The sequence below is a fragment of the Aminobacter aganoensis genome (genome assembly GCF_014206975.1).
GTDB classification, from domain to species: domain Bacteria; phylum Pseudomonadota; class Alphaproteobacteria; order Rhizobiales; family Rhizobiaceae; genus Aminobacter; species Aminobacter aganoensis.
This window is the reverse complement of record NZ_JACHOU010000002.1, coordinates 574,506-598,057: the sequence shown is the minus strand read 5'-3', so window position 1 is coordinate 598,057 and position 23,552 is coordinate 574,506. Positions and strand designations below refer to the sequence as shown.

General features: G+C 65.8%; 24 protein-coding genes. 17 read left to right on the top strand and 7 right to left on the bottom strand.

Annotated features, from left to right (window positions below; all coding sequences use genetic code 11):
• Positions 1-71 precede the first annotated feature (71 nt).
• Entirely contained in the window at positions 72-1,016 is a 945-nt protein-coding gene (locus GGR00_RS06980) for a glycine--tRNA ligase subunit alpha (protein ID WP_184698762.1), read from the top strand.
• Positions 1,017-1,062: 46 nt separating this feature from the next.
• Here the strand turns inward: GGR00_RS06980 and GGR00_RS06975 are convergent, their stop codons facing one another.
• Entirely contained in the window at positions 1,063-1,236 is a 174-nt protein-coding gene (locus GGR00_RS06975; RefSeq protein ID WP_156381304.1) for a hypothetical protein, read from the bottom strand.
• 201 nt (positions 1,237-1,437) lie between these two features.
• Here GGR00_RS06975 and glyS point away from each other — a divergent pair, with 201 nt between their 5' ends.
• Positions 1,438-3,729: a glycine--tRNA ligase subunit beta gene (glyS, locus tag GGR00_RS06970; RefSeq protein WP_184698760.1), complete on the top strand. Its 2,292-nt coding sequence runs from the start codon at positions 1,438-1,440 to the stop codon at positions 3,727-3,729.
• A gap of 123 nt (positions 3,730-3,852) precedes the next feature.
• Here the strand turns inward: glyS and GGR00_RS06965 are convergent, their stop codons facing one another.
• Complete coding sequence (locus tag GGR00_RS06965; RefSeq protein ID WP_055978253.1) at positions 3,853-4,245, bottom strand: hypothetical protein; 393 nt, start codon at positions 4,243-4,245, stop codon at positions 3,853-3,855.
• A 200-nt stretch (positions 4,246-4,445) separates the two neighbouring features.
• Between GGR00_RS06965 and GGR00_RS06960 the strand changes: the two genes are divergently transcribed.
• The 3 genes from GGR00_RS06960 (at position 4,446) to GGR00_RS06950 (ending at position 7,565) form a co-directional block, all read left to right on the top strand.
• Positions 4,446-5,384, top strand: a complete 939-nt coding sequence (locus GGR00_RS06960; protein WP_156381314.1) for an L-threonylcarbamoyladenylate synthase — start codon at positions 4,446-4,448, stop codon at positions 5,382-5,384.
• Positions 5,385-5,399: 15 nt separating this feature from the next.
• On the top strand, positions 5,400-6,830 hold the full coding sequence (locus GGR00_RS06955) for an FAD-binding oxidoreductase (protein WP_055978257.1): 1,431 nt from the start codon (positions 5,400-5,402) through the stop codon (positions 6,828-6,830).
• Between the two features lie 168 nt (positions 6,831-6,998).
• Complete coding sequence (locus tag GGR00_RS06950; protein ID WP_055978260.1) at positions 6,999-7,565, top strand: DUF6101 family protein; 567 nt, start codon at positions 6,999-7,001, stop codon at positions 7,563-7,565.
• Here the strand turns inward: GGR00_RS06950 and ubiA are convergent, their stop codons facing one another.
• Positions 7,566-8,549, bottom strand: coding sequence for a 4-hydroxybenzoate octaprenyltransferase (ubiA, locus tag GGR00_RS06945; RefSeq protein WP_055978262.1), 984 nt, complete (start codon positions 8,547-8,549; stop codon positions 7,566-7,568).
• 101 nt (positions 8,550-8,650) lie between these two features.
• Here ubiA and GGR00_RS06940 point away from each other — a divergent pair, with 101 nt between their 5' ends.
• From GGR00_RS06940 to purD, 3 genes are all read left to right on the top strand, one after another.
• Positions 8,651-8,902, top strand: coding sequence for a type II toxin-antitoxin system Phd/YefM family antitoxin (locus GGR00_RS06940; protein WP_055978446.1), 252 nt, complete (start codon positions 8,651-8,653; stop codon positions 8,900-8,902).
• Positions 8,902-9,174 carry a Txe/YoeB family addiction module toxin gene (locus GGR00_RS06935; protein ID WP_055978267.1) on the top strand — a complete coding sequence of 91 codons (273 nt, stop codon included), beginning with the start codon at positions 8,902-8,904 and terminating at the stop codon, positions 9,172-9,174. Before GGR00_RS06940 ends, GGR00_RS06935 begins: the two co-directional genes overlap by 1 nt.
• Positions 9,175-9,284: 110 nt before the next feature.
• On the top strand, positions 9,285-10,562 hold the full coding sequence (gene purD / locus GGR00_RS06930) for a phosphoribosylamine--glycine ligase (protein ID WP_055978269.1): 1,278 nt from the start codon (positions 9,285-9,287) through the stop codon (positions 10,560-10,562).
• Positions 10,563-10,584: 22 nt separating this feature from the next.
• Here purD and GGR00_RS06925 read toward each other — a convergent pair whose 3' ends face one another.
• Positions 10,585-11,781 carry a glycoside hydrolase family 25 protein gene (locus GGR00_RS06925; RefSeq protein ID WP_082496645.1) on the bottom strand — a complete coding sequence of 399 codons (1,197 nt, stop codon included), beginning with the start codon at positions 11,779-11,781 and terminating at the stop codon, positions 10,585-10,587.
• 326 nt (positions 11,782-12,107) lie between these two features.
• On the opposite strand from GGR00_RS06925, the gene GGR00_RS06920 reads away from it, so the two are divergent.
• Together GGR00_RS06920 and GGR00_RS06915 are read left to right on the top strand one after the other, a co-directional pair.
• Entirely contained in the window at positions 12,108-13,886 is a 1,779-nt protein-coding gene (locus GGR00_RS06920; protein WP_055978270.1) for an acyl-CoA dehydrogenase family protein, read from the top strand.
• A 26-nt stretch (positions 13,887-13,912) separates the two neighbouring features.
• Positions 13,913-14,662: a crotonase/enoyl-CoA hydratase family protein gene (locus tag GGR00_RS06915; RefSeq protein WP_184698758.1), complete on the top strand. Its 750-nt coding sequence runs from the start codon at positions 13,913-13,915 to the stop codon at positions 14,660-14,662.
• Positions 14,663-14,695: 33 nt separating this feature from the next.
• On the opposite strand, the gene pdxH is transcribed toward GGR00_RS06915, so the two are convergent.
• Positions 14,696-15,313 carry a pyridoxamine 5'-phosphate oxidase gene (gene pdxH / locus GGR00_RS06910; protein ID WP_184698756.1) on the bottom strand — a complete coding sequence of 206 codons (618 nt, stop codon included), beginning with the start codon at positions 15,311-15,313 and terminating at the stop codon, positions 14,696-14,698.
• 108 nt (positions 15,314-15,421) lie between these two features.
• Here pdxH and GGR00_RS06905 point away from each other — a divergent pair, with 108 nt between their 5' ends.
• The 4 genes from GGR00_RS06905 to GGR00_RS06890 all read left to right on the top strand — a co-directional run bounded on the left by GGR00_RS06905 (position 15,422) and on the right by GGR00_RS06890 (position 18,385).
• Positions 15,422-15,820 carry an RT0821/Lpp0805 family surface protein gene (locus GGR00_RS06905; protein ID WP_343065525.1) on the top strand — a complete coding sequence of 133 codons (399 nt, stop codon included), beginning with the start codon at positions 15,422-15,424 and terminating at the stop codon, positions 15,818-15,820.
• An 89-nt stretch (positions 15,821-15,909) separates the two neighbouring features.
• On the top strand, positions 15,910-16,851 hold the full coding sequence (locus GGR00_RS06900) for a DnaJ C-terminal domain-containing protein (protein ID WP_184698754.1): 942 nt from the start codon (positions 15,910-15,912) through the stop codon (positions 16,849-16,851).
• A gap of 108 nt (positions 16,852-16,959) precedes the next feature.
• Positions 16,960-17,778, top strand: a complete 819-nt coding sequence (fabI, locus tag GGR00_RS06895; protein ID WP_184698752.1) for an enoyl-ACP reductase FabI — start codon at positions 16,960-16,962, stop codon at positions 17,776-17,778.
• Between the two features lie 19 nt (positions 17,779-17,797).
• Positions 17,798-18,385, top strand: coding sequence for a histidine phosphatase family protein (locus GGR00_RS06890; protein ID WP_055978284.1), 588 nt, complete (start codon positions 17,798-17,800; stop codon positions 18,383-18,385).
• Positions 18,386-18,403: 18 nt separating this feature from the next.
• Here the strand turns inward: GGR00_RS06890 and GGR00_RS06885 are convergent, their stop codons facing one another.
• On the bottom strand, positions 18,404-18,652 hold the full coding sequence (locus GGR00_RS06885; RefSeq protein WP_055978286.1) for a DUF1344 domain-containing protein: 249 nt from the start codon (positions 18,650-18,652) through the stop codon (positions 18,404-18,406).
• Between the two features lie 290 nt (positions 18,653-18,942).
• Between GGR00_RS06885 and aroC the strand changes: the two genes are divergently transcribed.
• The 3 genes from aroC to GGR00_RS06870 all read left to right on the top strand — a co-directional run bounded on the left by aroC (position 18,943) and on the right by GGR00_RS06870 (position 22,293).
• Positions 18,943-20,040, top strand: coding sequence for a chorismate synthase (gene aroC / locus GGR00_RS06880; protein ID WP_184698750.1), 1,098 nt, complete (start codon positions 18,943-18,945; stop codon positions 20,038-20,040).
• Between the two features lie 93 nt (positions 20,041-20,133).
• Positions 20,134-21,231, top strand: a complete 1,098-nt coding sequence (gene ribB, locus GGR00_RS06875; RefSeq protein WP_055978290.1) for a 3,4-dihydroxy-2-butanone-4-phosphate synthase — start codon at positions 20,134-20,136, stop codon at positions 21,229-21,231.
• A 78-nt stretch (positions 21,232-21,309) separates the two neighbouring features.
• The gene (locus tag GGR00_RS06870) at positions 21,310-22,293 is read left to right on the top strand and encodes a hypothetical protein (protein ID WP_184698748.1); all 984 of its coding nucleotides are present in this window, start codon (positions 21,310-21,312) and stop codon (positions 22,291-22,293) included.
• A gap of 43 nt (positions 22,294-22,336) precedes the next feature.
• Here GGR00_RS06870 and GGR00_RS06865 read toward each other — a convergent pair whose 3' ends face one another.
• Positions 22,337-23,551, bottom strand: a complete 1,215-nt coding sequence (locus GGR00_RS06865; protein ID WP_055978292.1) for an MFS transporter — start codon at positions 23,549-23,551, stop codon at positions 22,337-22,339.
• Position 23,552: the final 1 nt, after the last annotated feature.

The window sequence follows — 23,552 nt, the reverse complement described above, 5'->3', positions numbered from 1 at the left end:
TCGGGCGGAATAGGACGGGGCCTCTCTGGCCCCGTTTTGCTGCGGGGCGCGCCAATGATCGAGCGTTGCCCGTGACCGACACCATGCCTGCCCACATGCACCCCAGCCGCTCGTTCCAGGGGCTGATCCTGACGCTGCACAGTTTCTGGGCCGCGCAGGGCTGCATCATCCTGCAGCCCTACGACATGGAAGTGGGCGCCGGTACCTTCCACCCGGCGACGACCTTGCGCGCGCTCGGTCCGCGGCGCTGGAACGCGGCCTATGTGCAGCCGTCGCGCCGTCCGAAGGACGGCCGCTATGGCGAGAACCCCAACCGCCTGCAGCACTATTACCAGTACCAAGTGATCCTGAAGCCGAACCCGTCCAACCTGCAGGAGCTCTATCTCGGCTCGCTGAAGGCGATCGGCATCGACCCGCTGGTGCATGACATCCGCTTCGTCGAGGACGACTGGGAAAGCCCGACGCTGGGCGCCTGGGGCCTTGGCTGGGAGTGCTGGTGCGACGGCATGGAGGTGTCGCAGTTCACCTACTTCCAGCAGGTCTGCGGCATCGAATGCGCGCCCGTGGCCGGCGAACTGACCTACGGCCTCGAACGGCTGGCGATGTATGTGCAGGGCGTCGACAATGTCTACGACCTCAATTTCAACGGCCTCGAAGGCGATGACAAGGTCACCTATGGCGAGGTCTTCCTGCAGGCCGAGCAGGAATATTCCAGGCACAATTTCGAGCACGCCAACACGGCGATGCTGCTCAGGCACTTCGAGGATGCCGAAGCCGAGTGCAAGGCGCTGCTGGCCGCCGGCGCGCCCGCCGAGGGCGGCAACCTGGCCCAGCACAAGATGGTGTTTCCGGCCTACGACCAGTGCATCAAGGCGAGCCACGTCTTCAACCTGCTCGACGCACGCGGCGTGATCTCGGTCACTGAACGCCAGAGCTACATCCTGCGCGTCCGCAACTTGTCCAAGGCTTGCGGCGAAGCTTTCTTGTTGACGGAAGTCGGCGGCCTGGCGGCTTGAGCTATTTACCTCCCCCTTGATGGGGGAGGTCGCCGCGAAGCGGCAATCAGGCTGCAGCGAGTTCCAGCCCTTCCGGAAGGCGTGGCTGCAGCGGTTCGCCATTGATCGTCTGCAGCGCCTTGCGCACGCCGGGCATCCTGAACTCGGCCGGCGCCGCCACATGCATGGCGAGCAGGGCGCTGAGGCTGAGGATCTGGAGCAGGGCGGAGGCGGTTTTCATCGTCGTTTTGCCAATAGGTGTCTGTCTGAGCGTGGGTCGCTCCAGCGCAGCGTTCGGTTCATGGAAATCTTCATTCCAAGGACGAATTCGCCGGCCACGCCCCGACACCTCGACGGAATTTTGCCGAACGCGTTCGGGAAGGTGACAGCGGGCGGCTGAGTTGCTATGCCGCGCGGACCATTTCCCGCGTGAGCCCGTCCGATGCCCGATCTGCTTCTAGAGTTGCGTTCCGAAGAAATCCCCGCGCGCATGCAGCGTAAGGCGGCGGGCGATCTGAGGAAGATGCTGACCGACGGTCTGGTCGAGGCGGGGCTGACCTATGAGGCGGCGCGCGAATACTGGACGCCGCGCCGGCTGACGCTCGACATCAGGGGGCTGACCGCTCGCTCCAAGGACATCCGCGAGGACCGCAAGGGCCCGAGCACCAAGGCGCCGGAAGCCGCGATCCAGGGGTTTCTGCGCAGCGCCGGACTGGCTTCGATCTCGGAGGCGCATGTCCATAGCGATCCCAAGAAGGGCGATTTCTACGTCGCCCACATCTCCAAGCCAGGCCGTGCGGCCGAAGAAATCGTCGCCGAGCTGATGCCGGCGATCGTCAAGAGCTTCCCCTGGCCGAAGTCGATGCGCTGGGGCCCGGCCTCGGCCAAGCCGGGCAGCCTGCGCTGGGTGCGCCCGCTGCAGTCGATCGTCTGCACCTTCGGCCCCGAGACTGAAGAGCCTGTGGTGATCGACTTCGAGGTCGACGGCATCCGCTCCGGCAACGTCACATACGGTCATCGCTTCCACGCGCCTGGCGCGATCACGGTGCGCCGCTTCGACGATTACGCGGCAAAGCTGGAGGCGGCCAAGGTGGTCATCGACGCCGACCGCCGCAAGGAGATGATCGTCGCCGACGCGCGCAACCTTGCCTTTGCCAGCGGGCTCGAACTGGTCGAGGACGAGGGGCTGCTGGAAGAGGTTTCGGGCCTGGTCGAATGGCCGGTGGTGCTGATGGGCACCTTCGAGGACGCCTTCCTCGAAATCCCCGCCGAGGTCATCCGCCTGACCATCCGCGCCAACCAGAAGTGCTTCGTGACGCGGCCGCAGGGCCAGGAGGATGCGCTCTCCAACCACTTCATCCTGACCTCGAACATCGAGGCCACCGATGGCGGCAAGGAAATCGCCCATGGCAACGGCAAGGTCGTGCGCGCACGCCTGTCGGATGCGCTCTATTTCTGGAACACCGACCAGGGCGACCTGCCCGACCTCGATACGCTGAAATCGTCGGCCGAAGCCTTCGGCCTGGATCTCAACAAGCCGCTCGACCAGCGCATGGCCCGCCTCGACCATCTCGGCGTGACATTCCACGCCAAGCTCGGCACGCAAGGCCAGCGCGTCCAGCGCATCCGCGAGCTGGCCCGCGCCATCGCGCCGCTGGTCGGCGCCGAGCCGAAGCTGGCAGACCGCGCCGCCGTGCTCGCCAAGGCCGACCTGCAGACAGAGGTCGTCGGCGAGTTCCCCGAATTGCAGGGCGCCATGGGCCGCAAATATGCGTTGCTGCAGGGCGAGAGCCCGTCGGTCGCAGCCGCCCTCGAGGAGCACTACAAGCCGCAGGGCCCCTCCGACCGGGTGCCGGCCGACCCGGTTTCGGTGTCGGTGGCGCTGGCCGACAAGCTCGACACGCTGGTCGGCTTCTGGACCATCGATGAGAAGCCGACGGGTTCGAAGGACCCCTACGCGCTGCGCCGCGCAGCACTGGGCATCGTCAGGATCATCCTGTCGGCACGCGGCAGCCTGCCGTTGCAGGGTCTGTTCGACGCGGCCCTTGCGCAGCTCGAGGAAGGCTCGGTCCAGCGCCGGCTGGCGGCGTTCGAAGCCTCGCAGGCGGCGATCGACAGCGGCGACGTCGATGGCGAGCAGGACGTCGACAACGCGCTCGCCGCCTACGAGGCCGAGCTGCGCCGGGACGTCATCGCGGCTGCCGGCGCGCTCAAGGCCGACCTGCTGGCGTTCTTCCATGACCGCCTCAAGGTCTATCTTCGCGAGCTCGGCGCCCGCCACGACCTGATCGACGCGGTGATCACGCCCGAGGCGGACGACCTCCTGGCCGTCACCCGCCGGGTCGAGGCGCTCGGGCAGTTCCTCGACACCGAAGACGGCAAGAACCTGCTGGCCGGCACCAAGCGTGCGGCCAACATCTTGGCCGCCGAAGAGAAGAAGGGCACGGCCGTCGCCGATGCCGTCGACCCCGGCCTGTTCCGCGAGGACGCGGAGAAGGCGCTGTTCGCGCCGATGAATCAGGCCATCAGCGAAGCCGGCCAAGCCATACGGAATGAAGACTTTTCCGGCGCCATGCGCGCGCTGAGCGTGCTGCGCGAACCGGTGGATGCGTTCTTCGAGAAGGTTCTCGTCAATGACGAGGATCTGGCCGTGCGGGCAAATCGCCTGGCGCTGCTCGCCCGCATCCGCGCGGCGACCGACCAGGTCGCCGACTTCTCCAAGATCGCCGGCTGAGGCAGGGCGGCGCAGGCCGCCCTCCGTCGCGCAGGGGGACCTTGACGCTGTTGCGGTGGGCCTCGATCAACTGATCGCCGTGCAGGATGGTGCTGCGCGTCGACTGGGAGGTGTCGGGCCGGGCTACTGCGTTTCTGCGGGCACAGTCGCTGGATCGACTGCTGCATCGGGCGAGGCCGGAACGGCAGCCTGGTCTCCGGCGGCCGCCTGCTGCGCTGGCGTGGCGGCATCTGGCGAGGCCAGTGCCGGCTCCGGTGAAGCGCTGCCGACTTCGCCACCGCGAATGACCATCAGTTCGGGGGCCAGTTGCGGGCCGGAGCTTTTGGCGTCGACCGCCGCGACCTTGCCTGTATCGATGTCCGGCATGCCGATCGCGACAATCGAGCGGGACGCCGATTGCGGCAGTCCGACCGAGATCGAGGACGGGCTGGCCGCATCGCCTCTGACGGTGACGATCGACGACGCATGGGCCGACCCGGAAACGGCGGCAACAAGAAACGCAGCAAACAGGCGCATTTAGCCCTCAGACTTGAATCAACCTTTGAGGGCAATCTATCTCGCCGGCGGTTGCAGCCGGCTTGCGAAGATGCCGCGCATTTTAGGCAATGGCTGAAATCTTGGACCTCGGCCTTGTCGCTCGGCCTGATGCGGGCTAGGGACCGGGGCATTCAACTGGAAGCTATGACGTGGCGGAACTGATCGCAGCGGACAAGGCGATGGACGCGGCGCTGGCCTTGCTCAGCGCGGGCGAAGTCGTCGCCATCCCGACCGAGACAGTCTATGGCCTTGCCGGCGACGCCACCAATGGCGAGGCGGTCGCCCGCATCTTCGAGGCCAAGGGCCGGCCGCGCTTCAACCCGCTGATCGCCCATGTCGCCGACATGGCCATGGCCGAGCGCATCGGCGTGTTCGATCCGCTGTCGCGAAATCTGGCCGAGAAATTCTGGCCCGGGCCGCTGACGCTGGTCGTGCCATTGCGGCCCGAAGCGGGCATCCATCCGCTGGTCACCGCAGGGCTCGACACCATCGCGCTCAGGATGCCGATGGGCTTCGGCGGCAAGCTGATCGCAAGGCTCGGCAGGCCGCTGGCGGCCCCGAGCGCCAACACCTCGGGCAAGATCAGTTCGACCAGCGGCGAGGCCGTGGCGAGCGACCTCGGCGGCCGCATCCCGCTTGTCGTCGATGGCGGCTCAACGCCGGTCGGGCTGGAGTCGACGATCGTCAAGGTCGAGGACGGCAAGGTACGCATGCTGCGCCCGGGCGGTGTCGCGGCCAGCGAAATCGAGGCGCTGGCCGGCGCGCCGTTGCTGCGCGGTGCCACCGCCGGCATCGAAGCGCCGGGAATGCTCGCCTCGCATTATGCGCCGGGTGCGGCGCTGCGGCTGAATGTCGGCAAGGTCGGGGCAGGCGAGGCGTTGCTCGGTTTCGGCCCGGAGCGCGCCGAAGGCTGGCAGCAGGCGCGTGCCTTCCTCAACCTGTCCGAGACGGGCGACCTGCGCGAGGCGGCGACGAACCTCTTCGCCCACCTTCAGGCGCTAGACCGCAGCGGTGCCGCATCGATCGCCGTCGAGCCCGTGCCGTCCGACGAGCTTGGCGAAGCGATCAACGATCGGCTGGCGCGCGCGGCGGCACCGCGTGACAATCTCCACGTCTGAATTTAGCTTCAAGAGATGACGCAAGATCTTCCCGGCCTCGATCCCGCGCTCGCTGAGCGCTTCGCAGCCATCGTTGGCGCACGCTACGCCGTTCGCGCCGAGGCCGATATCGAGCCCTATGTGCACGAGCCGCGCGGCCTGTTTGCCGGTGTGACGTCGCTGGTGCTCAGGCCAGGCAGCGTCGCGGAGGTGAGCGCGATCATGAAACTTGCCTCGGAGACGCGCACGCCGATCGTGCCGCAGGGCGGCAACACCGGGCTCGTCGGCGGCCAGGTTCCAGACCGATCGGGCGGCCAGGTCGTGCTGTCGCTGTCGCGGCTCAACCGCATCAGGGAGATCGATCCTGTTTCCAACACGGTGATCGCCGAAGCCGGTGTCGTGCTCGATGTGCTGCACAAGGCGGCCGACGAGGTCGACCGGCTCTACCCGCTGTCGCTGGCGTCGCAAGGCTCCTGCCAGATCGGTGGCAATTTGTCGTCCAATGCCGGCGGCACCGGCGTGGTTGCCTATGGCAATGCGCGCGAGCTCTGCCTCGGCGTCGAGGTGGTGCTGCCCACCGGCGAGGTGTTCGACGACCTGCGCAAGCTGAAGAAGGACAACACCGGCTACGACCTGAAGAACCTGTTCGTCGGCGCGGAAGGCACGCTCGGGGTCATCACCGCCGCCGTGCTGAAGCTCTATCCGAAGCCGAAGGGGCGCGAAGTCGCCTGGGTCGGCCTGCCGTCGGCCGAGGCAGCGCTGGCGCTGTTCAACACCGCGCAGGAGCTTGGAGGCGGCGCGCTCACCGCCTTCGAGCTCATCGGCCGCACCCCGATGAGCTTTGCCATGCGCCACATCCCCGATGCGCGGCCACCGCTCTCGGGCGACTGGGCCTGGGAAGTGCTGATGGAGATCTCGTCCGGCCGTTCGGCCGAGGATGCGCGCACGCTGATGGAGGACATCCTGTCGGCCGGCTTCGAGGCGGACCAGGTCGGCGATGCGGTCATTGCCGCGAGCCTCGGCCAGGCGAACGAGTTCTGGCGCCTGCGCGAGATGCTGCCGGAATCGCAGAAGCCGGAAGGCGCCTCGATCAAGCACGACATATCGGTGCCCATCGCCAGCATCCCGGCTTTCATCGAACGGGCTGCGGTGGTCGTGGCCGGAGTGTGCGCCGAGGCGCGTGTGGTCTGCTTCGGCCACATGGGCGACGGCAACCTGCACTACAACATCTCGCAGCCGGCGGGCATGGAAGCTGCGGCGTTCCTCGCTTTGTACCGGGACATGAACAAGGCCGTGCACGACGTGGTGCGCAGCATGAACGGCTCGATCTCGGCCGAGCACGGCATCGGCCAGCTCAAGCGCGACGAGTTGATCGCCACCGCTCCGCCGCACGCCATCGAGCTGATGCGCAGGGTCAAGTCGGCGTTCGATCCTGCCGGCATCATGAACCCCGGCAAGACGATTTGAACGTCTCTGGTGGCATTCCGATAACCATCGCCGCGATCAGCAAAATTTAACCGAATTTCTTAAGCGGGGCGGTAAGGAGGCCCCGCTAGTGTCCTTCCCAACGAGACCGGGAAAACTGGTCCGGAGAGACCGGAAACCGGCTCTCAGGAGATAACAGGAAGGCACAATATGAACACCGGACTGAAGCCAGTCTGGGCGGGACGCAACATGCGCCTCGACCCGTTCCGCTTGCCGCAGATGGTCAGCTACGCCACGCGTGACGACCTTGGCGACGTCACCTTCACCATCGACCACCGCGGCGCCGTCATTCGCCGGGTGCTGGCGCAGAGCGGGCTCCCCGCCATCATCGCACTGCCGGCCCGCGCCTTCCGCGGTGTCGCCGCGCGTGCCATGGAGGACGAGAACCTCAACGTCACGGTGACGCTCGAACTGCTGCACAACGACCCGATGCTGTCGGTGCCCCTGCTGGTTGCCCACGACCTCGACGACGTTGCCGCCGACTGGCGCGCCTGGGCCGACTTCTACAACCTGCCGATGCTTCTGATCGAGGCGGACGGCGTTGCCCGCACGCTCGAGGAGTCGCTTGGTGCGGCGATCAAGACCATGCCGCCGCAGGACCGCCGCAAGGGCCGCGTGTCGCGCATGCGCCGGCCACGTTTCCTCGCCCGTCGCAAGTCGGGCACGCTCGGTGTGCGCCTCGTCATCGACGGCGAAGAAATCATCGCCCGGGCGTGATCAGATCAGCGGCTTCAGCGCCACCCAGGCGCCGCCGCAGAGCAGGCCGATGAAGATGATCCAGCCGACCTGGCCGTTCGACCTGAACAGCCGCAGGCACTGGTCCGGATCGTCTATGTCGAGCGAAGTGATCTGCCTCGCCATATGTATGCCGGCGGCAACCAGTCCTGCCAGCGCCGGCATCGGCACCTGCGCGATGGCAAAGGCCGTGGCGAACAGCATCAGCGCCCCGGCATAGAGGCCGACCAGCCACGACTTGGTGTTTTCGCCAAAGAAGCGGGCCGTCGACTTCACGCCGACGAGCGCGTCGTCTTCCTTGTCCTGGTGGGCGTAGATCGTGTCGTAGCCGATCACCCACATGATCGATCCGAAATAGAGCAGCACCGCCGGGGCGTCGAGGTCGCCGAACTCGGCCGCCCAGCCCATCAGCGCGCCCCAGGAGAAGGCGAGGCCAAGCACGAATTGCGGCCAGTTGGTGATGCGCTTCATGAACGGGTAGATCGCCACGATCACCAGCGACGAGATGCCGAGCAGGATGGCGAAGCTGTTGAACTGCAGCAGCACGACCAGGCCGGCCAGCGCCTGCAGCACGAGGAACGTCCAGGCCTGGCGGCGGGTGACCTGGCCGGAGGGCAGGGGCCGCGAGCGGGTGCGCTCGACCTGCGCGTCGATGCCTTCGTCGACGATGTCATTGTAGGTGCAGCCAGCGCCGCGCATGGCGACGGCGCCGACGAGGAACAGGACGAGGAACCACGGCGAGGGCAGCAGCGACATCAGGCTGTCGCCGGGGCGGGCATAGGCGCTTGCCGCCATCGCCGCCGACCACCAGCACGGCCAGAGCAACAGCACCCAGCCGATCGGCCGGTCCCAGCGCGCCAGCTGCGCATAGGGCCAGAGGCCTCGCGGCAGGGCGCGGTAAACCCAATGTCCGCTGGGGGCGTCGGCGACCCGGCCCTGGCCGGCTTTTGACTGAATGGTTTCCATAAAAATGGAGTGGCAGGCGTCAAATCCTGCGTCAAGTCGCGTCGAACTTGTTGTTGGCCTTCTGTACGTATATATGTACAGAAGTGATCGAGGAGGCCGATATGACCCATGTAACGCTTACCGAACTGCGCGCCAACATGGCCAAGTATCTCGACAAGGTCGAGGCGGACCGGATCGAACTGGTGGTGACCAGGCAGAATCACGAGCCTGTGGTGGTCATGGCCCTGTCTGAGCTTGAAGGGTTGCGCGAAACACTGCATTTGCTGAGCTCTCGCGCCAACGCCGAACATCTCCAGCGCTCCATTGATGAACTCAATGCCGGTTCCGGCGTCGAACGCGATCTCATCGAGTGATGCGCATCATTTTTTCGGAAGCATCCTGGTCTGACTATTTGTTTTGGCAGCAGGCAGACAAAGCCGTTTGCGACCGTATCAATGAGCTCATCAAGGATGCCAGGCGCTCGCCCTTCGTCGGCATCGGCAAGCCGGAACCGCTTTCCGGCAACTATTCCGGTTTCTGGTCGCGCCGCATCACGCGGGAACATCGACTCGTCTATCGGGTGACAGGCAAGGGCGATGCGCAGGCCTTGGAGATCGCCGCCTGCCGCTACCATTATGACCGGTAGCCGGTCCTGACTCTTGGTTGATGGCGGGCGAAACGCGTTCTCTCCTTGACCTCGTCTCTCTCGGCCACTAGCGGGTGCATCAAATTCCGCATCGGCAAGAGGTCAAGCGCATGAATGTCCTGCTCATCGGTTCCGGTGGTCGCGAGCACGCACTCGCCTGGAAGATCGCGGCATCGCCGATGCTGACCAAGCTTTATGCCGCGCCTGGCAATCCCGGCATCGCCCAGGAGGCGGAACTGGTGGCGCTGGATATCGCCGACCATGCCGCGGTCGCTGCCCTCTGCAAGGACAAGGCCATCGGCCTCGTCGTCGTCGGCCCCGAGGGCCCGCTGGTCGCCGGCATCGGCGATGACCTGCGCGCCGCTGGCATCCGGGTGTTCGGCCCGTCCAGGGCTGCGGCCCAGCTCGAGGGTTCCAAGGGTTTCACCAAGGACCTCTGCGCCCGCTACGGCATTCCGACCGCCGCCTATGGCCGCTTCGACAATGCCGCCGACGCCCGCGCCTATGTCGAGAAGATGGGCGCGCCGATCGTCATCAAGGCCGACGGGCTTGCCGCCGGCAAGGGCGTGACGGTTGCAATGACGCTGGACGAAGCGCTGGCCGCCGTGGACGGCTGCTTCGACGGCGCCTTCGGCGGCGCCGGTGCATCGGTGGTCGTGGAAGAGTTCATGACCGGTGAGGAGGCGAGCTTCTTCTGCCTCTGCGACGGCAAGACCGCGCTGCCCTTTGGCACCGCCCAGGACCACAAGCGCGTCGGCGACGGCGACGTCGGCCCCAACACCGGCGGCATGGGCGCCTATTCGCCGGCTCCCGTGATGACACCCGAACTGATCGACCAGACGATGCGCGAGATCGTCGAGCCGACGATGCGCGGCATGGCCGAGATGGGCGCGCCCTTTGCCGGCGTGCTGTTCGCCGGCCTGATGCTGACCGACAAGGGGCCGAGGCTGATCGAATACAACACCCGCTTCGGCGATCCCGAATGCCAGGTGCTGATGCTGCGGCTGAAGGAAGATCTGCTGGTGCTGCTCAATGCCGCCGCCGATGGCCAGCTCGCCCATGTCTCGGCGCGGTGGCGCGACGAGGCCGCCCTGACCGTCGTCATGGCGGCGAAGGGTTATCCCGGCACGCCGGAAAAGGGCTCGGTCATCGCCGGCATCGACAAGGCCGAAGCTTCCGGCGCCCGTGTGTTCCATGCCGGCACCGCCGTGCAGGGCGCCGACATCGTGGCCAATGGCGGCCGCGTGCTGAACGTCACGGCGACCGGCCGCACGGTCAGCGAGGCGCAGGCCAAAGCCTATGCCGCCGTCGACCTGGTCGACTGGCCGGACGGTTTCTGCCGCCGCGACATCGGCTGGCTCGCGGTGGCCCGCGAACAGGGCAATTAGGCGACTGATTCCGTCCCTTGGGCTAACGCCCGGCGCTGTCCATCTCGGTCGAGGCGGTGGAAACCGGGTCGAAGTCGATCTTGCGGCCGACATCGGGGCGGGTGTCGAGCCTGGCGGCGATATATTCGGCCATACCGTGGGCATAACGGCGTGCGGGCGGCTGGATAGCCGGCACGGCACCGAGAACTGCCCTGTCCCAGCTTGAGCGCAGCGCTTCCGCCAGAAGATCGAGGCGCACCGGGTAGGCGACCGAGGCGTAGGTGATGCGGCTTTCGCCCTTGAGACCCTTTTCGCGGGCGATCGGCACCGGCACCGATGCGACGAACTCGTCGGTCGCTTCGATCAGCTTGCCGAACGGCCAGGCTTTTCGCAGGCTTTCGGCATTCATCGGCGCGACATTGACGTCGATGTCGTTGGGCGTGCCGGCGACCCGATAGGGGCAGCGGCGGATGCCGCAATTGGCCTGTGCCGAGAACTGCCACAGCGTGTAGGTCTGCCAGTTGCCCTTCGGGAAATGGATGCCGATCTCGGGCTTGTAGCGGGCATACCAGAGCGGCAGTCGCGACAGCAGCCGGTAGCGGTAGCGGTTGTCGGCGATGTACCGCGAGGTCGTGCCGTTGGTGTAGAGGATCGGATAGCGGCCGGTGCGCAGGAAGATGTGGCGGACGAAGATTTCCGCATCTTCCAGCGAGATCCATTTCGTCGGGTCGTTCTCCTCGATGTCGAGCGCCATCAAATCGTCGGGACCGGGCTCGGCGAAGTCGAGGAAGTTCTCAGCCTGCTCGATCGGATTGCCGGGGCGGGCGAGGTGGTAGGCGCCCCATTTGAGGCCGAGCGCCTTGGCAACGGTCCTGCGGGTGTGGAACAGTTCGCGCGCCACCGCATGGCGTTTCCACAGCGCCTTGCACAGCCTGTAGGCGGTTTCCTCGCCGGAGCAGGAGTAGGGTGGCGGCAACCCGTCGGAGGCCTTGTTGATGAAGCCGACAATGCGCTTGTCGCCGGCGAGCTTCTGCCAGTCGATGGAGTTGTATTCGTAGGCGTCGATGACCAGCGCCCGGTCGACCTTCTTCCAAGGTTCGGAGAAGTCGGAGGCGTGGGTCGTTACCGGGAACGTGGCGCACGCGGCGGCAATCGCTGAAAGCGCGAGCCTGCGAAATCTAGACGCCAATCCCCTCAAGCGGCGATCCCCGATGACCGATAGCCGATCGTGAACCGTCATGGTTAAGGAAAAGCTGATGAAGCTCCACCGCCCAGCGGTTGCAATGGCGGCTATTTGCCCTCGTTGGACGGGGTTGCCTGCGGGAGGACGGATCCGGCGCGGGTGGGCTCGGCGGATTGCCGTCTGCCTCGCGCTTGCGGTAGCGCGCCGGCGAGCACTGCTGAATCGGATTGTTGCACCGCCCTTGGCAGCGCCAGACTTTAGTTCAAAGCTGCACAAAAAATTGACGTTTACGTAAAAAGTCACTTCCCCTCGGCGGAAGAAGGCGGATAGTGTGTCGCGCAAGGCGGCCGGCGGGCCGCGCCGGATGACCAGGAGGAAGTGTCATGTACCGCGCCCCGGTGGAAGAGATTGCCTTTGCGCTGAAGCATGTCGCGGGGCTGAAGGCCGCGCTCGATGCAGGAAGCTTCGGCGACCTCGGCGAGGACCTTGTCGACGCCATCCTGGGCGAGGCTGGCCGCTTCGCCACCGACGAGGTGGCGCCGCTTCACGAGGTCGGCGACAAGGCCGGTGCCAGGCTCAAGGACGCGGCGGTGACCATGCCGCCCGGCTGGAAGGAGGCCTACCGGCACTGGATCGAAGGCGGCTGGAACGGCCTCAACGGTCCCGAGGAATTCGGCGGCCAGGGCCTGCCGACGATGCTCGGCGTCGCGACGCTTGAGATGTGGAATTCAGCCTCGATGGCCTTCGGCCTCGGCCCGACGCTGACCATGGGCGCGGTCGAGGCGCTCGACAAGCACGCCTCGGAGGACCTGAAGGCGGCCTATCTCGAAAAGCTCGTCTCCGGCGAATGGATGGGCACCATGAACCTGACAGAGCCACAGGCGGGCTCTGACCTTGCCGCGCTGCGCACCCGCGCCGAGCGTGCCGGCGACGGCAGCTACCGCATCTTCGGCCAGAAGATCTTCATCACCTATGGCGAGCACGACCTGACCGGCAACATCGTCCACCTGGTGTTGGCCAGGCTGCCCGACGCACCCGCCGGCACGCGCGGCATCTCGCTGTTTCTGGTGCCGAAATACCTGCTCGACGACGACGGCAGGCCAGGCGCGCGCAACGATGTGTTCTGTTCCGGGCTCGAGGAGAAGCTCGGCATCCATGCCTCGCCGACCTGCACCATGATCTATGGCGACGGTTTCGCAAAGGACCGCGAGCCCGGCGCTGTCGGCTGGCTCATCGGCGAGGAGCACCGTGGCCTCGCCTGCATGTTCACGATGATGAACAATGCCCGCCTCGCCGTCGGCATGCAGGGCGTGGCGGTGGCGGAGGCGGCGTTCCAGAAGGCGCTCGCCTATGCCAATGACCGCCGCCAGGGCAAGGCCTCGGGCTACAGCGGCGAAGGCATGGCGCCGATCGTCCATCACCCCGACGTGCAGCGCAACCTGTTGACCATGAAGGCACTGACCCAGAGCGCGCGCGCCATCGCCTATTCCTGCGCCCATGCCATCGACATGGCGAGCGTCTCGGAAGGCACAGCCAAGGCGCACTGGCAGGACCGGGCCAATCTGTTGACCCCGGTCGCCAAGGCCTTTGCCACCGATGTCGGCGTCGACGTCGCCTCGCTCGGCGTCCAGGTCCATGGCGGCATGGGTTTCATCGAGGAGACGGGCGCGGCGCGGCTGCTGCGCGATGCCCGCATCGCCCCGATCTACGAGGGCACCAACGGCATCCAGGCGATCGACCTCGTCACCCGCAAGCTGCCGCTCGGCAATGGCGACCATGTCTTCGACTATGTCGGCGAGCTCGACGCGGTCGCCAATGCGGTTGCGGCACTGAACAGCGACGACTACGGCCGCAGCGCCATCTGCCTGGAGCAGGCGCTCGACGACCTGCAGCAGACGACGCGTTTCCTGCAGAAGCTGCTCGAGGACGGCCGCTCCGACGACGCCCTGGCCGGCGCCACGCCCTATCTGAGGCTGTTCGCGCTGGCTGCCGGCGGCGCCTACCTGGCACGCGCCGCCCTTGCCGAGGGCGATGCCGGGCGCATCGCGCTGTGCCGGTTCTTCGCCGAGAACCTGCTCGGCGAGACCGCCGCACTCAAGGATCGCGTCACCGGCGGCGCGGCGAGCCTGCGCGAAGCCGCCAAGGCGCTGGTTTCGGCATAAGATTTTGGGACGAGGAACAGTCTGACGTGAGCGACCATATAGTCATCGAACGGCAGGATGCCGTGCAGATCATCCGGATGAACCGCCCGGACAAGAAGAACGCGATCACCCGCGCCATGTATGCCGAGATGGCGTCGGCACTTGCCGCCGGCGATGCCGACAAGGCCGTGCGCGTCCACGTCTTTCTCGGCGTGCCCGGCGCGTTCTCGGCCGGCAACGACCTGGCCGACTTCATGACGATCGCCACCGGTGGCGAAGGCGGCGGCGAGGTGTGGGATTTCCTGCTCGCCCTGGCCAGGACCGAAAAGCCGGTGGTTTCGGGCGTCGACGGCATCGCCGTCGGCATCGGCACGACCATCAACCTGCATTGCGACCTGACCTTCGCCACGCCGCGCACGGTGTTTCGCACGCCCTTCGTCGATCTCGGCCTGGTGCCGGAGGCGGGGTCGAGCCTGCTCGCGCCGCAGGTGCTTGGGCGCCAGGGCGCTTTTGCGCTGCTCGGCCTGGGCGAGGGGTTCGCGGCAGAACGGGCGCTCGCTGCCGGGCTGATCTACAAGGTCGTGGCGGAAGACGAGTTGGAGGCGGCAACGCTGGCGGCGGCCCGCGACATCGCCGCCAAGCCGCCGGAAGCGCTGAAGATCGCCCGCGACCTGATGCGCGGCGACCGCTCGGAGCTTTTTGCCCGCATCAAGGTGGAAGGCGAGCACTTCCGCGCCCGGCTCAAGTCGGACGAGGCACGCGCCGCACTCGTCGCCTTCATGACGCGCAAGAAGTGAGTTTGTCCCGCCCGGACGGGGGAGAGCAGAAACTCAGGGATAGAGCCGGTCCTTGTCCCACTCGCCCTTGGCGTTGGCGGTGAACACGATGCGGTCGTGCAGCCGGAACGGACGGTCGTGCCAGAACTCGATCTGGCTCGGCCGGATGCGGAAGCCGGACCAGTGGGCGGGCCGCGGAATCTCGCCGATGGCGTGGCGCGCGGTGTACTCGGCGACCGCCTTCTCCAGTGCGAAACGGCTTTCGAGCGGGCGCGACTGCTTCGAGGCCCAGGCGCCGATGCGGCTGCCGCGCGGGCGCGAGGCGAAATAGGCGTCTGCCTCGGCGTCGGTGACGATCTCCACGGGGCCGCGCACCCGCACCTGGCGGCGCAGCGATTTCCAGTGGAAGCACATGGCGGCCTTCATCGTCGCCAGGATCTCGCGGCCCTTGGCGCTCTCGAAATTGGTGTAGAAGACGAAGCCCTGTTCATCGAAGCCCTTGAGCAGCACCATGCGAACGTCGGGCAGTCCGTCGGTGTCGACGGTTGCCAGCGCCACCGCGTTGGGATCGTTCGGTTCGCTGGTGGTAGCGTCCTTCAGCCACGCTGCAAACAGCCGATAAGGCTCCGCGCTCTCGGTGAAGTCACCGCTTTTTAACTCTGTGTCCGTCATAGCTCTTACTCGACCTGCCATTTACGACCGGGAGAATGCCTATTGTCGCGCTTCGCGCAAGCCTTTGAGGGCCATTGCCTCCCACAATTCGGGTTCCGATCCTTCAAGGTGCTGCTGCTGCTGAGCCTGACGACGATCAGCGCCTGTGGCGTTGGCGGCTTCAGCCTGGAGAAGGCCGAGGTCGACCGCACGCTTCTGACCAGCAAGGTGCCGGACGATGCCAGCCGCAGCAACGATGCGAATCGCCTGTCCGACGAGGCGACGATCCGCAACGCGGTCTCTTCCGCCGACGTCGAAGGCCTGCAGGGACAGGCAATTCCCTGGGCCAATGCCGAGACCGGATCGCGCGGTGCGATCAGCGCGCTGGTGGAAAGCACCGGACGTGGCGTCTTGTGCCGGCAATTCGCCGCCTCGCGCGAAAGCTTCGATGGCGTCGGCCTGTACAAGGGCGAGGTGTGTGCCGCCGGTGCCGGCGCCTGGCAAATGGTGGCTTTCGAGCCGGCCTGACGCTTTGCGGCAAGCCTGCCTCTGGAATTTCTTCCTAGCCGAGCGCATATAGGAGGAAACCAACCCTCTTCTCTGTTGTGGAATTGCGCATGCGCGACCCCTATGAGGTGCTGGGCGTTGCCAAGAACGCCTCGGCCAAGGACATCAAAGCGGCCTTTCGCAAGCTCGCCAAGAAGCATCATCCGGACCAGAATCCGGATGATCCGAAGGCGAAGGAACGTTTTGCCGCCGCCAACCAGGCCTACGAGATTCTCGGCGACGAGAAGAAGAAGGCCGCGTTCGACCGCGGCGAGATCGATGCCGAGGGCAAGCAGCGCTTCCATGGCTTCGAAGGTGCCGCGGGCGGCGATCCGTTCGGCGGCTTTCGCCGCCAGCAGGCCGGGCCTGGCGGCTCGCGCTTCGAGTTCCGTTCCGGTGGCCCCGGCGGCGCGTCCTTCGATGCCGGCGACATATTCAGCCAGATCTTCGGTGATTCCTTCAGCCAGCGTGGCTCGGGAGCGGGTGCGGGCGCCGGCATGGGCGGTGGCCAGCGCGCCCAGCCGGGCGGCGACGTCAACGTCACGCTCGACGTGACGATCGAGGAAGCCGCGACCGCGCCAAAGGTCACGGCGATGTTTCCCGACGGACGCAAGATGGCGGTCAAGCTGCCGGAATATGTCGAGGACGGCCAGACCATCAGGCTCAAGGGCCAGGGCGAGCAGGGTCTGGGCGGCGCGGGTGACGCGCTCGTCAAGATCAGGTTCCGCCGCCATCCGCGCTATCGCGTCGAGGGCAGGGATCTTCACGCCGACCTGCCGGTCCCGTTGCGCGATGCCGTGCTCGGCGCCAAGCTTGCCGTGGAAACCCCGACCGGGCGCCTTGCCGTCAACGTTCCGGCCTGGTCGAGCTCGGACAAGGTCCTGCGCATCAAGGGGCGTGGCTTGCCCGAGAAGACCGGCGGCAAGGCCGATCTCTATGTCCATGTCCGCGTCATGCTGCCCGAGGCTGGCGATGCTGCGCTCGAAGAGCTGATGCGCAAGTCCAACGGCTGACAGCCGGCCGGCGCGACGTCGCCGGCCATCGGCGTATCAAAGCTTGAAGGCATGAGTTGCCTATGCGATAGGCTCTGCGAAACAATTCTTGCATCGGAGAGCGCTCATATGGCGGGTGGACAGGGCCTGATGGCCGGCAAGCGCGGCCTTATTCTCGGCGTCGCCAACAACAGATCGATCGCCTGGGGCATTGCCAAGGCGTGCGCCGACCAGGGCGCCGAGCTGGCCTTCACCTATCAGGGCGATGCCCTGAAGAAGCGTGTCGAGCCGCTGGCCGCCGAAATCGGCGCCTTCGTCTGCGGCCATTGCGATGTCACCGACATGGCGACCATCGACGCCTGCTTCGAGACGTTGGAGAAGAAGTGGGGCAAGCTCGACTTCGTCGTCCACGCCATCGGCTTCTCCGACAAGGATGAACTGACCGGCCGCTACGTCGACACCAGCCACGCCAACTTCCTGCGCACCATGGACATCTCGGTCTACTCCTTCACGGCTGTCGCCCAGCGCGCCGAGAAGCTGATGACCGATGGCGGCTCGCTGTTGACCATGACCTATTACGGCGCCGAGAAGGTGATGCCGAACTACAACGTCATGGGCGTCGCCAAGGCAGCGCTCGAGGCGAGCGTGAAGTATCTCGCCGTCGACCTCGGCCCGAAGAAGATCCGCGTCAACGCGATCTCCGCCGGCCCGATCAAGACGCTTGCCGCTTCCGGCATCGACGACTTCCGCTACATCCTGAAGTGGAACGAGTACAATGCACCGCTGCGCCGTACGGTCTCCATCGAGGAAGTCGGCGATTCCGGGCTGTACTTCCTGTCGGACCTGTCGCGCGGTGTCACCGGCGAGGTGCATCACGTCGATTCCGGCTATCATGTCGTCGGCATGAAGGCGGTCGATGCGCCCGACATCGCGACCGTCAAGGACTGACATACAGTACCAGCCTGACATGACCCCGCTCACCTATTTCGTGCGCCACGGCCAGACGCCCTGGAATGCCGAGCAGCGCCTGCAGGGGCAGGCGGACACCGACATCAATGCGATCGGCCGCGAACAGGCCGACGGCAACGGCCGTCGCCTGGCCGAGTTCGTCGGCGATCCCGAGGCTTTCGATTTCGTGGCGAGCCCGATGCGGCGAACCCGCGAGACGATGGAGCGCGTGCGCAAGGCAATGGGGCTCGATCCCTCGGCCTATCGCACCGACAGCCGCCTGGTCGAAGTGAACTTCGGCGACTGGCAGGGCTTTACCTTTCCCGAGCTCGAAATCCGCCAGCCCGGCGCCAGCACAGCGCGCCTGCACGACAAGTGGGACTTCGTGCCGCCCGGCAAGGATGCTGAGAGCTATGAGATGTTGACGGCCCGTATCCGTCCGTGGCTGGAGGAGGTCGTGCAGCCGACCGTGTGCGTCACCCATGGCGGCGTCATCCGCGCCATCTTCCGCCTTGTCGAAGATCTGCCCAAAAACAGAGCCGCGGCCCTGGAGGTTCCCCAGGACCGCGTGCTGAAACTCGAAGGCGGCCGGCTGGATTGGATCTAGCAGCCGCGATTTCGGTGCCTACTGCGGCAGTTCCATGTCGGTGATCAGGTTCTCGCCCTCGACCACATCGTAGGCCAGAAGGATTTCCATGCCGGGCTTGATGTTGTCGACGTCGAATTCGCCCGGAAGCTTGTATGACTTGCCGTTGTCGAGCGTGATGACCGACTTGTCCTTGTCGACCGACTTGACCTGACCTTCGGCCTCTGCGGCCAGCGCGGCGCCGGAGATCATCAGAACGGCGGTAACTGCGCCAATAAGGGTACGCATTATCGTCCTCTTTCTTTCACGTTCATTCACGCCTCTCCCCCGAAAGGCGACGATTTACGGGCGGTCGGAGGGAAGCAGAAACCAACCGAATGTGTCAAAACTAAATCGCCCACGATCACGGTTTGACCACCACTAAAAAGACGATCGCACCCCGCACGTCGTTGCGGAGGCGCAAGGACGCGCCATCCCCGCGGGTTGGCGCACGGTCCTTTCCGAAAAGGAATTTTACTTTTCGGGGCCATGCGCTAGAAGGCCCCATACCCCGGCAAGCCGCCGGAAAGGGCCTGTCCATGTCGCACAATACCTTTGGCCATCTGTTCCGCGTCACCACCTGGGGCGAGAGCCATGGGCCCGCACTTGGCTGCGTCGTCGACGGCTGCCCGCCCGGCATTCGTTTCACGCTGAAGGACATCCAGGACGAGCTCGACAAGCGCAAGCCGGGCCAGTCGCGTTTCGTTACCCAGCGCCGCGAGCCCGACGAGGTCAAGGTGCTGTCGGGCGTGATCCTGGACGACGATGGCGAGACGCTGATTTCCACCGGCACGCCGATCTCGATGATGATCGAGAATGTCGACCAGCGTTCCAAGGATTATGGCGATATTGCCCGGCAATATCGCCCGGGCCATGCCGATTACACCTACGACGTCAAATACGGCCTGCGCGACCATCGCGGCGGCGGACGCTCTTCGGCGCGCGAAACGGCCGCCCGCGTCGCTGCCGGTGCCATCGCCCGCAAGATCGTGCCGGGTCTCGTGGTGCGCGGCGCGCTGGTGTCGATGGGCACCAGGTCGATCGACCGGGCCAACTGGGACTGGGATTTCATCGGCAGCGCCGAGAACCCGTTCTTCACGCCCGATGCCTCTTCGGTCCAGCCTTTCGCCGACTATCTCGACGGCATCCGCAAGTCGGGCTCGTCGGTCGGCGCGGTGATCGAGGTCGTCGCCGAGGGCGTGCCTGCGGGGCTCGGTGCGCCGATCTACGGCAAGCTCGACCAGGACATCGCCTCGAACCTGATGTCGATCAACGCCGTCAAGGGCGTCGAGATCGGCAACGGCTTCGAAGCCGCGCGCATCACCGGCGAGGAGAATGCCGACGAGATGCGCATGGGCAATGACGGCCAGCCCATATTCCTGTCCAACCACGCCGGCGGTATACTGGGCGGCATCTCGACGGGGCAGGCGGTGATCGCGCGCTTCGCGGTCAAGCCGACCTCGTCGATCCTGACGCCGCGCAAGTCGATCGACAAGGATGGCAAGGAGGTCGACGTGATGACCAAGGGCAGGCACGACCCCTGCGTCGGCATCCGTGCCGTGCCCATCGGCGAGGCGATGGTCGCCTGCGCCATTGCCGACCACTATCTGCGCCATCGAGGACAGACGGGAAGATGAGCGAATAGCGAATAGTGAGTAGCGAATGGTGCCGTTTGCCTCTATTCGCTACTCACCATTCCCCATTCGCCGGAACGAGCGAAGCGAGCAACCATGCCATACGACCAGAAGAAGATTGTCGAAGCGCTGAGAGCCTTCGAGCGCGGTGAGATCGTGGTCGTCATGGACGACGACGGGCGCGAGAACGAGGGCGACCTGATCGTCGCCGCCGTCCATTGCACGGCCGAGAAGATGGCCTTCATCGTGCGCCACACCTCCGGCATCGTCTGTGCGCCGATGCTCAAGGAAGACGCCCGCCGGCTCAACCTCGCACCGATGGTCGCCGACAACGATTCCGCCCACACGACGGCCTTCACCGTCAGCGTCGATTTCAAGCACGGCACCTCGACCGGCATCTCGGCCGAGGACCGCACTCTGACCGTGCGCAACCTCGCCAACGGCAATGTCGGCGGCGCCGACTTCGTCCGGCCGGGCCACATCTTCCCGCTGATCGCGCGCGAGGGCGGGGTGCTGATGCGCTCGGGCCATACCGAGGCGGCGGTCGACCTGTGCAAGCTTGCCGGCCTGCCGCCGGTCGGCGTGATTTCCGAACTGATGAACGATGACGGTACCGTCATGCGCGGTCCGCAGGTCCAGGCCTTCGCCGAGAAGAACGCGCTGAAGCAGGTTTCCGTCGCCGACCTGATCGCCTATCGCCAGCGCCAGGAGACGCTGATCGAGCGCGTCGACACCTTCGACATCGAGACCCCCGCCGGCACCGCGAAGGCCATCACCTACACGCTGCCGTGGGACGTCATGCACCATCTCGCCATCGTCTTCGGCGACATCCGCGACGGCGAGGAAGTGCCGGTGCGCCTGCACACCGAGGACGTGGTGACCGACGTGTTCGGCACCAGCAACCGCCTTGGCGACATCATGAAGACCTTCGGCGAATGCAAGCGCGGCGTCATCGTCTACCTGCGCGAAGGATCGGTCGGCGTTTCCAACCTCGGCCGCAACCGGCCTTCGGCCGAGCGCGAGGATCATGAAGAAGCCCGCCATCGTGAAGACGAATGGCGCCAGATCGGCCTCGGTGCCCAGATCCTCAAGGATCTCGGCATCTCGTCGATCAACCTGGTGGCCTCGCGCGAGCGCCATTATGTCGGTCTCGAAGGCTTCGGCATCCGTATCGCCAAGACCGAAATCCGCTGATTTTCACCCCTTCCGGAGGTGATTGACTTCCGCTCGCCGCGGCGCATTCTTTTGACCTCTCTTGGGGGAGAGTCGGGTATGTGGGATTTCAGCATAGGCCAAAGCCTGGCCATCATGGCGCGCACCTGGCCGTTCATCGTGCTGCGCATGGTCGTCTATTTCGGCATCACGCTCGCCTACATCGTGGCGATGGGGGCGGGCGCCGGCGTCGGCTACGGCGTCGGCCACATCGCGACCGACCCCGAAGGCCCGGTCTCGTTCGCCCTGTGGGGCGGCATCGCCGGCTTCGGCGTGGTGTCGGTCGCGGTCTACTGGATCCGCGAATACATCCTCTACATCGTCAAGGCCGGGCACATCGCCGTGATGGTCCATCTCATCGACGGGCGCGACATCCCCGGCGGCCGGAACCAGATCGCCTACGCCCGCGAAGTCGTCAACGAGCGCTTCAGCGAGGCAAGCATCCTGTTCGTGCTCGACCAGTTGGTGAAGGGCGTGATCCGCACCATCACCGGCCTGATCGGCGGCATCGCCGCCTTCCTGCCGATCCCGGGTCTCGACGGGGTGGTCAGGTTCATCAACACCGTAATCCGCATGTCGCTGACCTATGTCGACGAGATCATCCTCGGCTACAACATCCGCATCGGCAGCACCTCGCCATGGCAGAGCGCGCGCCAGGGCGTGGTGCTCTACGCGCAGAACGGCAAGACCATGGTCAAGAACGCCGTCTGGCTGTCGCTGGTCGTCTGGGTCGTGTCGCTGCTGATCTTCCTGTTCATGCTCGCGCCGGCAGGTGCCATCCTCTACTTCATGCCGGGGCAGCTTGGCGGCTGGGCCTTCGTGCTGGCGATCGTCTTTGCCTGGGCGTTCAAGTCGGCGCTGATCGAGCCTTTCGCCGTGGCCTCGCTGATGCAGGTCTATTTCAGGGTCATCGAGGGCCAGGTGCCCAACCCGGAATGGGATCGCAAGCTGGAGGAGACGTCTTCGAAGTTCCGGGAGCTGAAGGAAAAGGCCTTCGGTTCGGGCGAGGCGTCGCGCTGGGACGGCACGCCGAAGAGCACCTGATAGAGACCGGTCCGCGCGCCAAGGCGCGCGGACCGCGCCGCTTCTATTCCGCCGGCTGGGTGATTGCCGGTGCCATGCGCACCGATTGCCGCAGCGGACGCTGTCCGAGGAAGGTGATCACCAGCGCGATGAAGCCCGCCACCAGCGACACCATGAAGCCGCTGTTGGGCCCGAGATTGTCGATCATCCAGCCCGACGCCGACGAGCCCGCGGCCATGCCGATGCTGATGCCGGTAACGGCCCAGGTCATTCCCTCGGTGAGCTTCGTCGACGGCACGATCTTCTCGACCAGCGCCATCGTCAGGATAATGGTCGGCGACACTGCAACGCCAGCGAGGAACAGGACGACGGAAAGCATCGTGACGTTGTCGACGGCCATCAGCGGCAGCGTCGTCAGGGCGGCAAGCGCGATCGCGATCAGGAGCTGCCGGGCGAGCGGCATCTTGAGCTTCATGGCGCCGAAGACGAGGCCGGAGATGAGCGAGCCGGCGGCATAGGCGGACAGCGCAAAGCCTGCGGACGCCTTGTTGCCCTGGGCCTCGGCGAAGGCCACGGCTGTGACTTCGGCGGTGCCGAAGATGGCGCCGATGGCGATCAGGGTCAGCACCAGGATCTGGACCGGGCCGAGCCAGATCACGGATTTGCCGTCGCTGCGGTCCTGCGCATGCACGGGCGGCTCGGTCGAGCGCTGCGCGGCAAACAGCAGGCTGCCCAGGGCCAGCAAAACGGTCGCAACGAGAGGGCCTGCCTCCGGGAAGAAGCCGACGCTGAGGCCGATGGCGACGATCGGGCCGGCCATGAAGATCACCTCGTCCACGATCGATTCGAAGGCGAAGGCGGTGTGCAACTGGGGTGTGTCACGGTAGATCTCGGTCCAGCGCGCGCGCACCATCGCGCCCATGATCGGCGTGACGCCTGCGGCAATGGCGAAGGCAAAGAGCACCCAGTTGGGCGCGCCGTAGCGCGTCGCGAGCATCAGTCCCGACAGTGCTGCCACAGCCAGGGCAGCACTCGGCAGCAGGATGCGGACCTGGCCGTAGCGATCGATCAGCCTGGCGACCTGCGGCGCAATGACCGCGCTCGACAGGGCGAAGGCGGCGGCCACGGCGCCGGCCAGCCAGTATTCGCCGTGGGTTTCCGACAGCATGGTCACGATGCCGAGCGTGACCATGGACATGGGCAGGCGCGCGACGAAGCCGGCGGCGGAGAACGCCTTGGCCCCCGGTGCCTTGAAGATTTCAGAGTATGGATTGCGCATT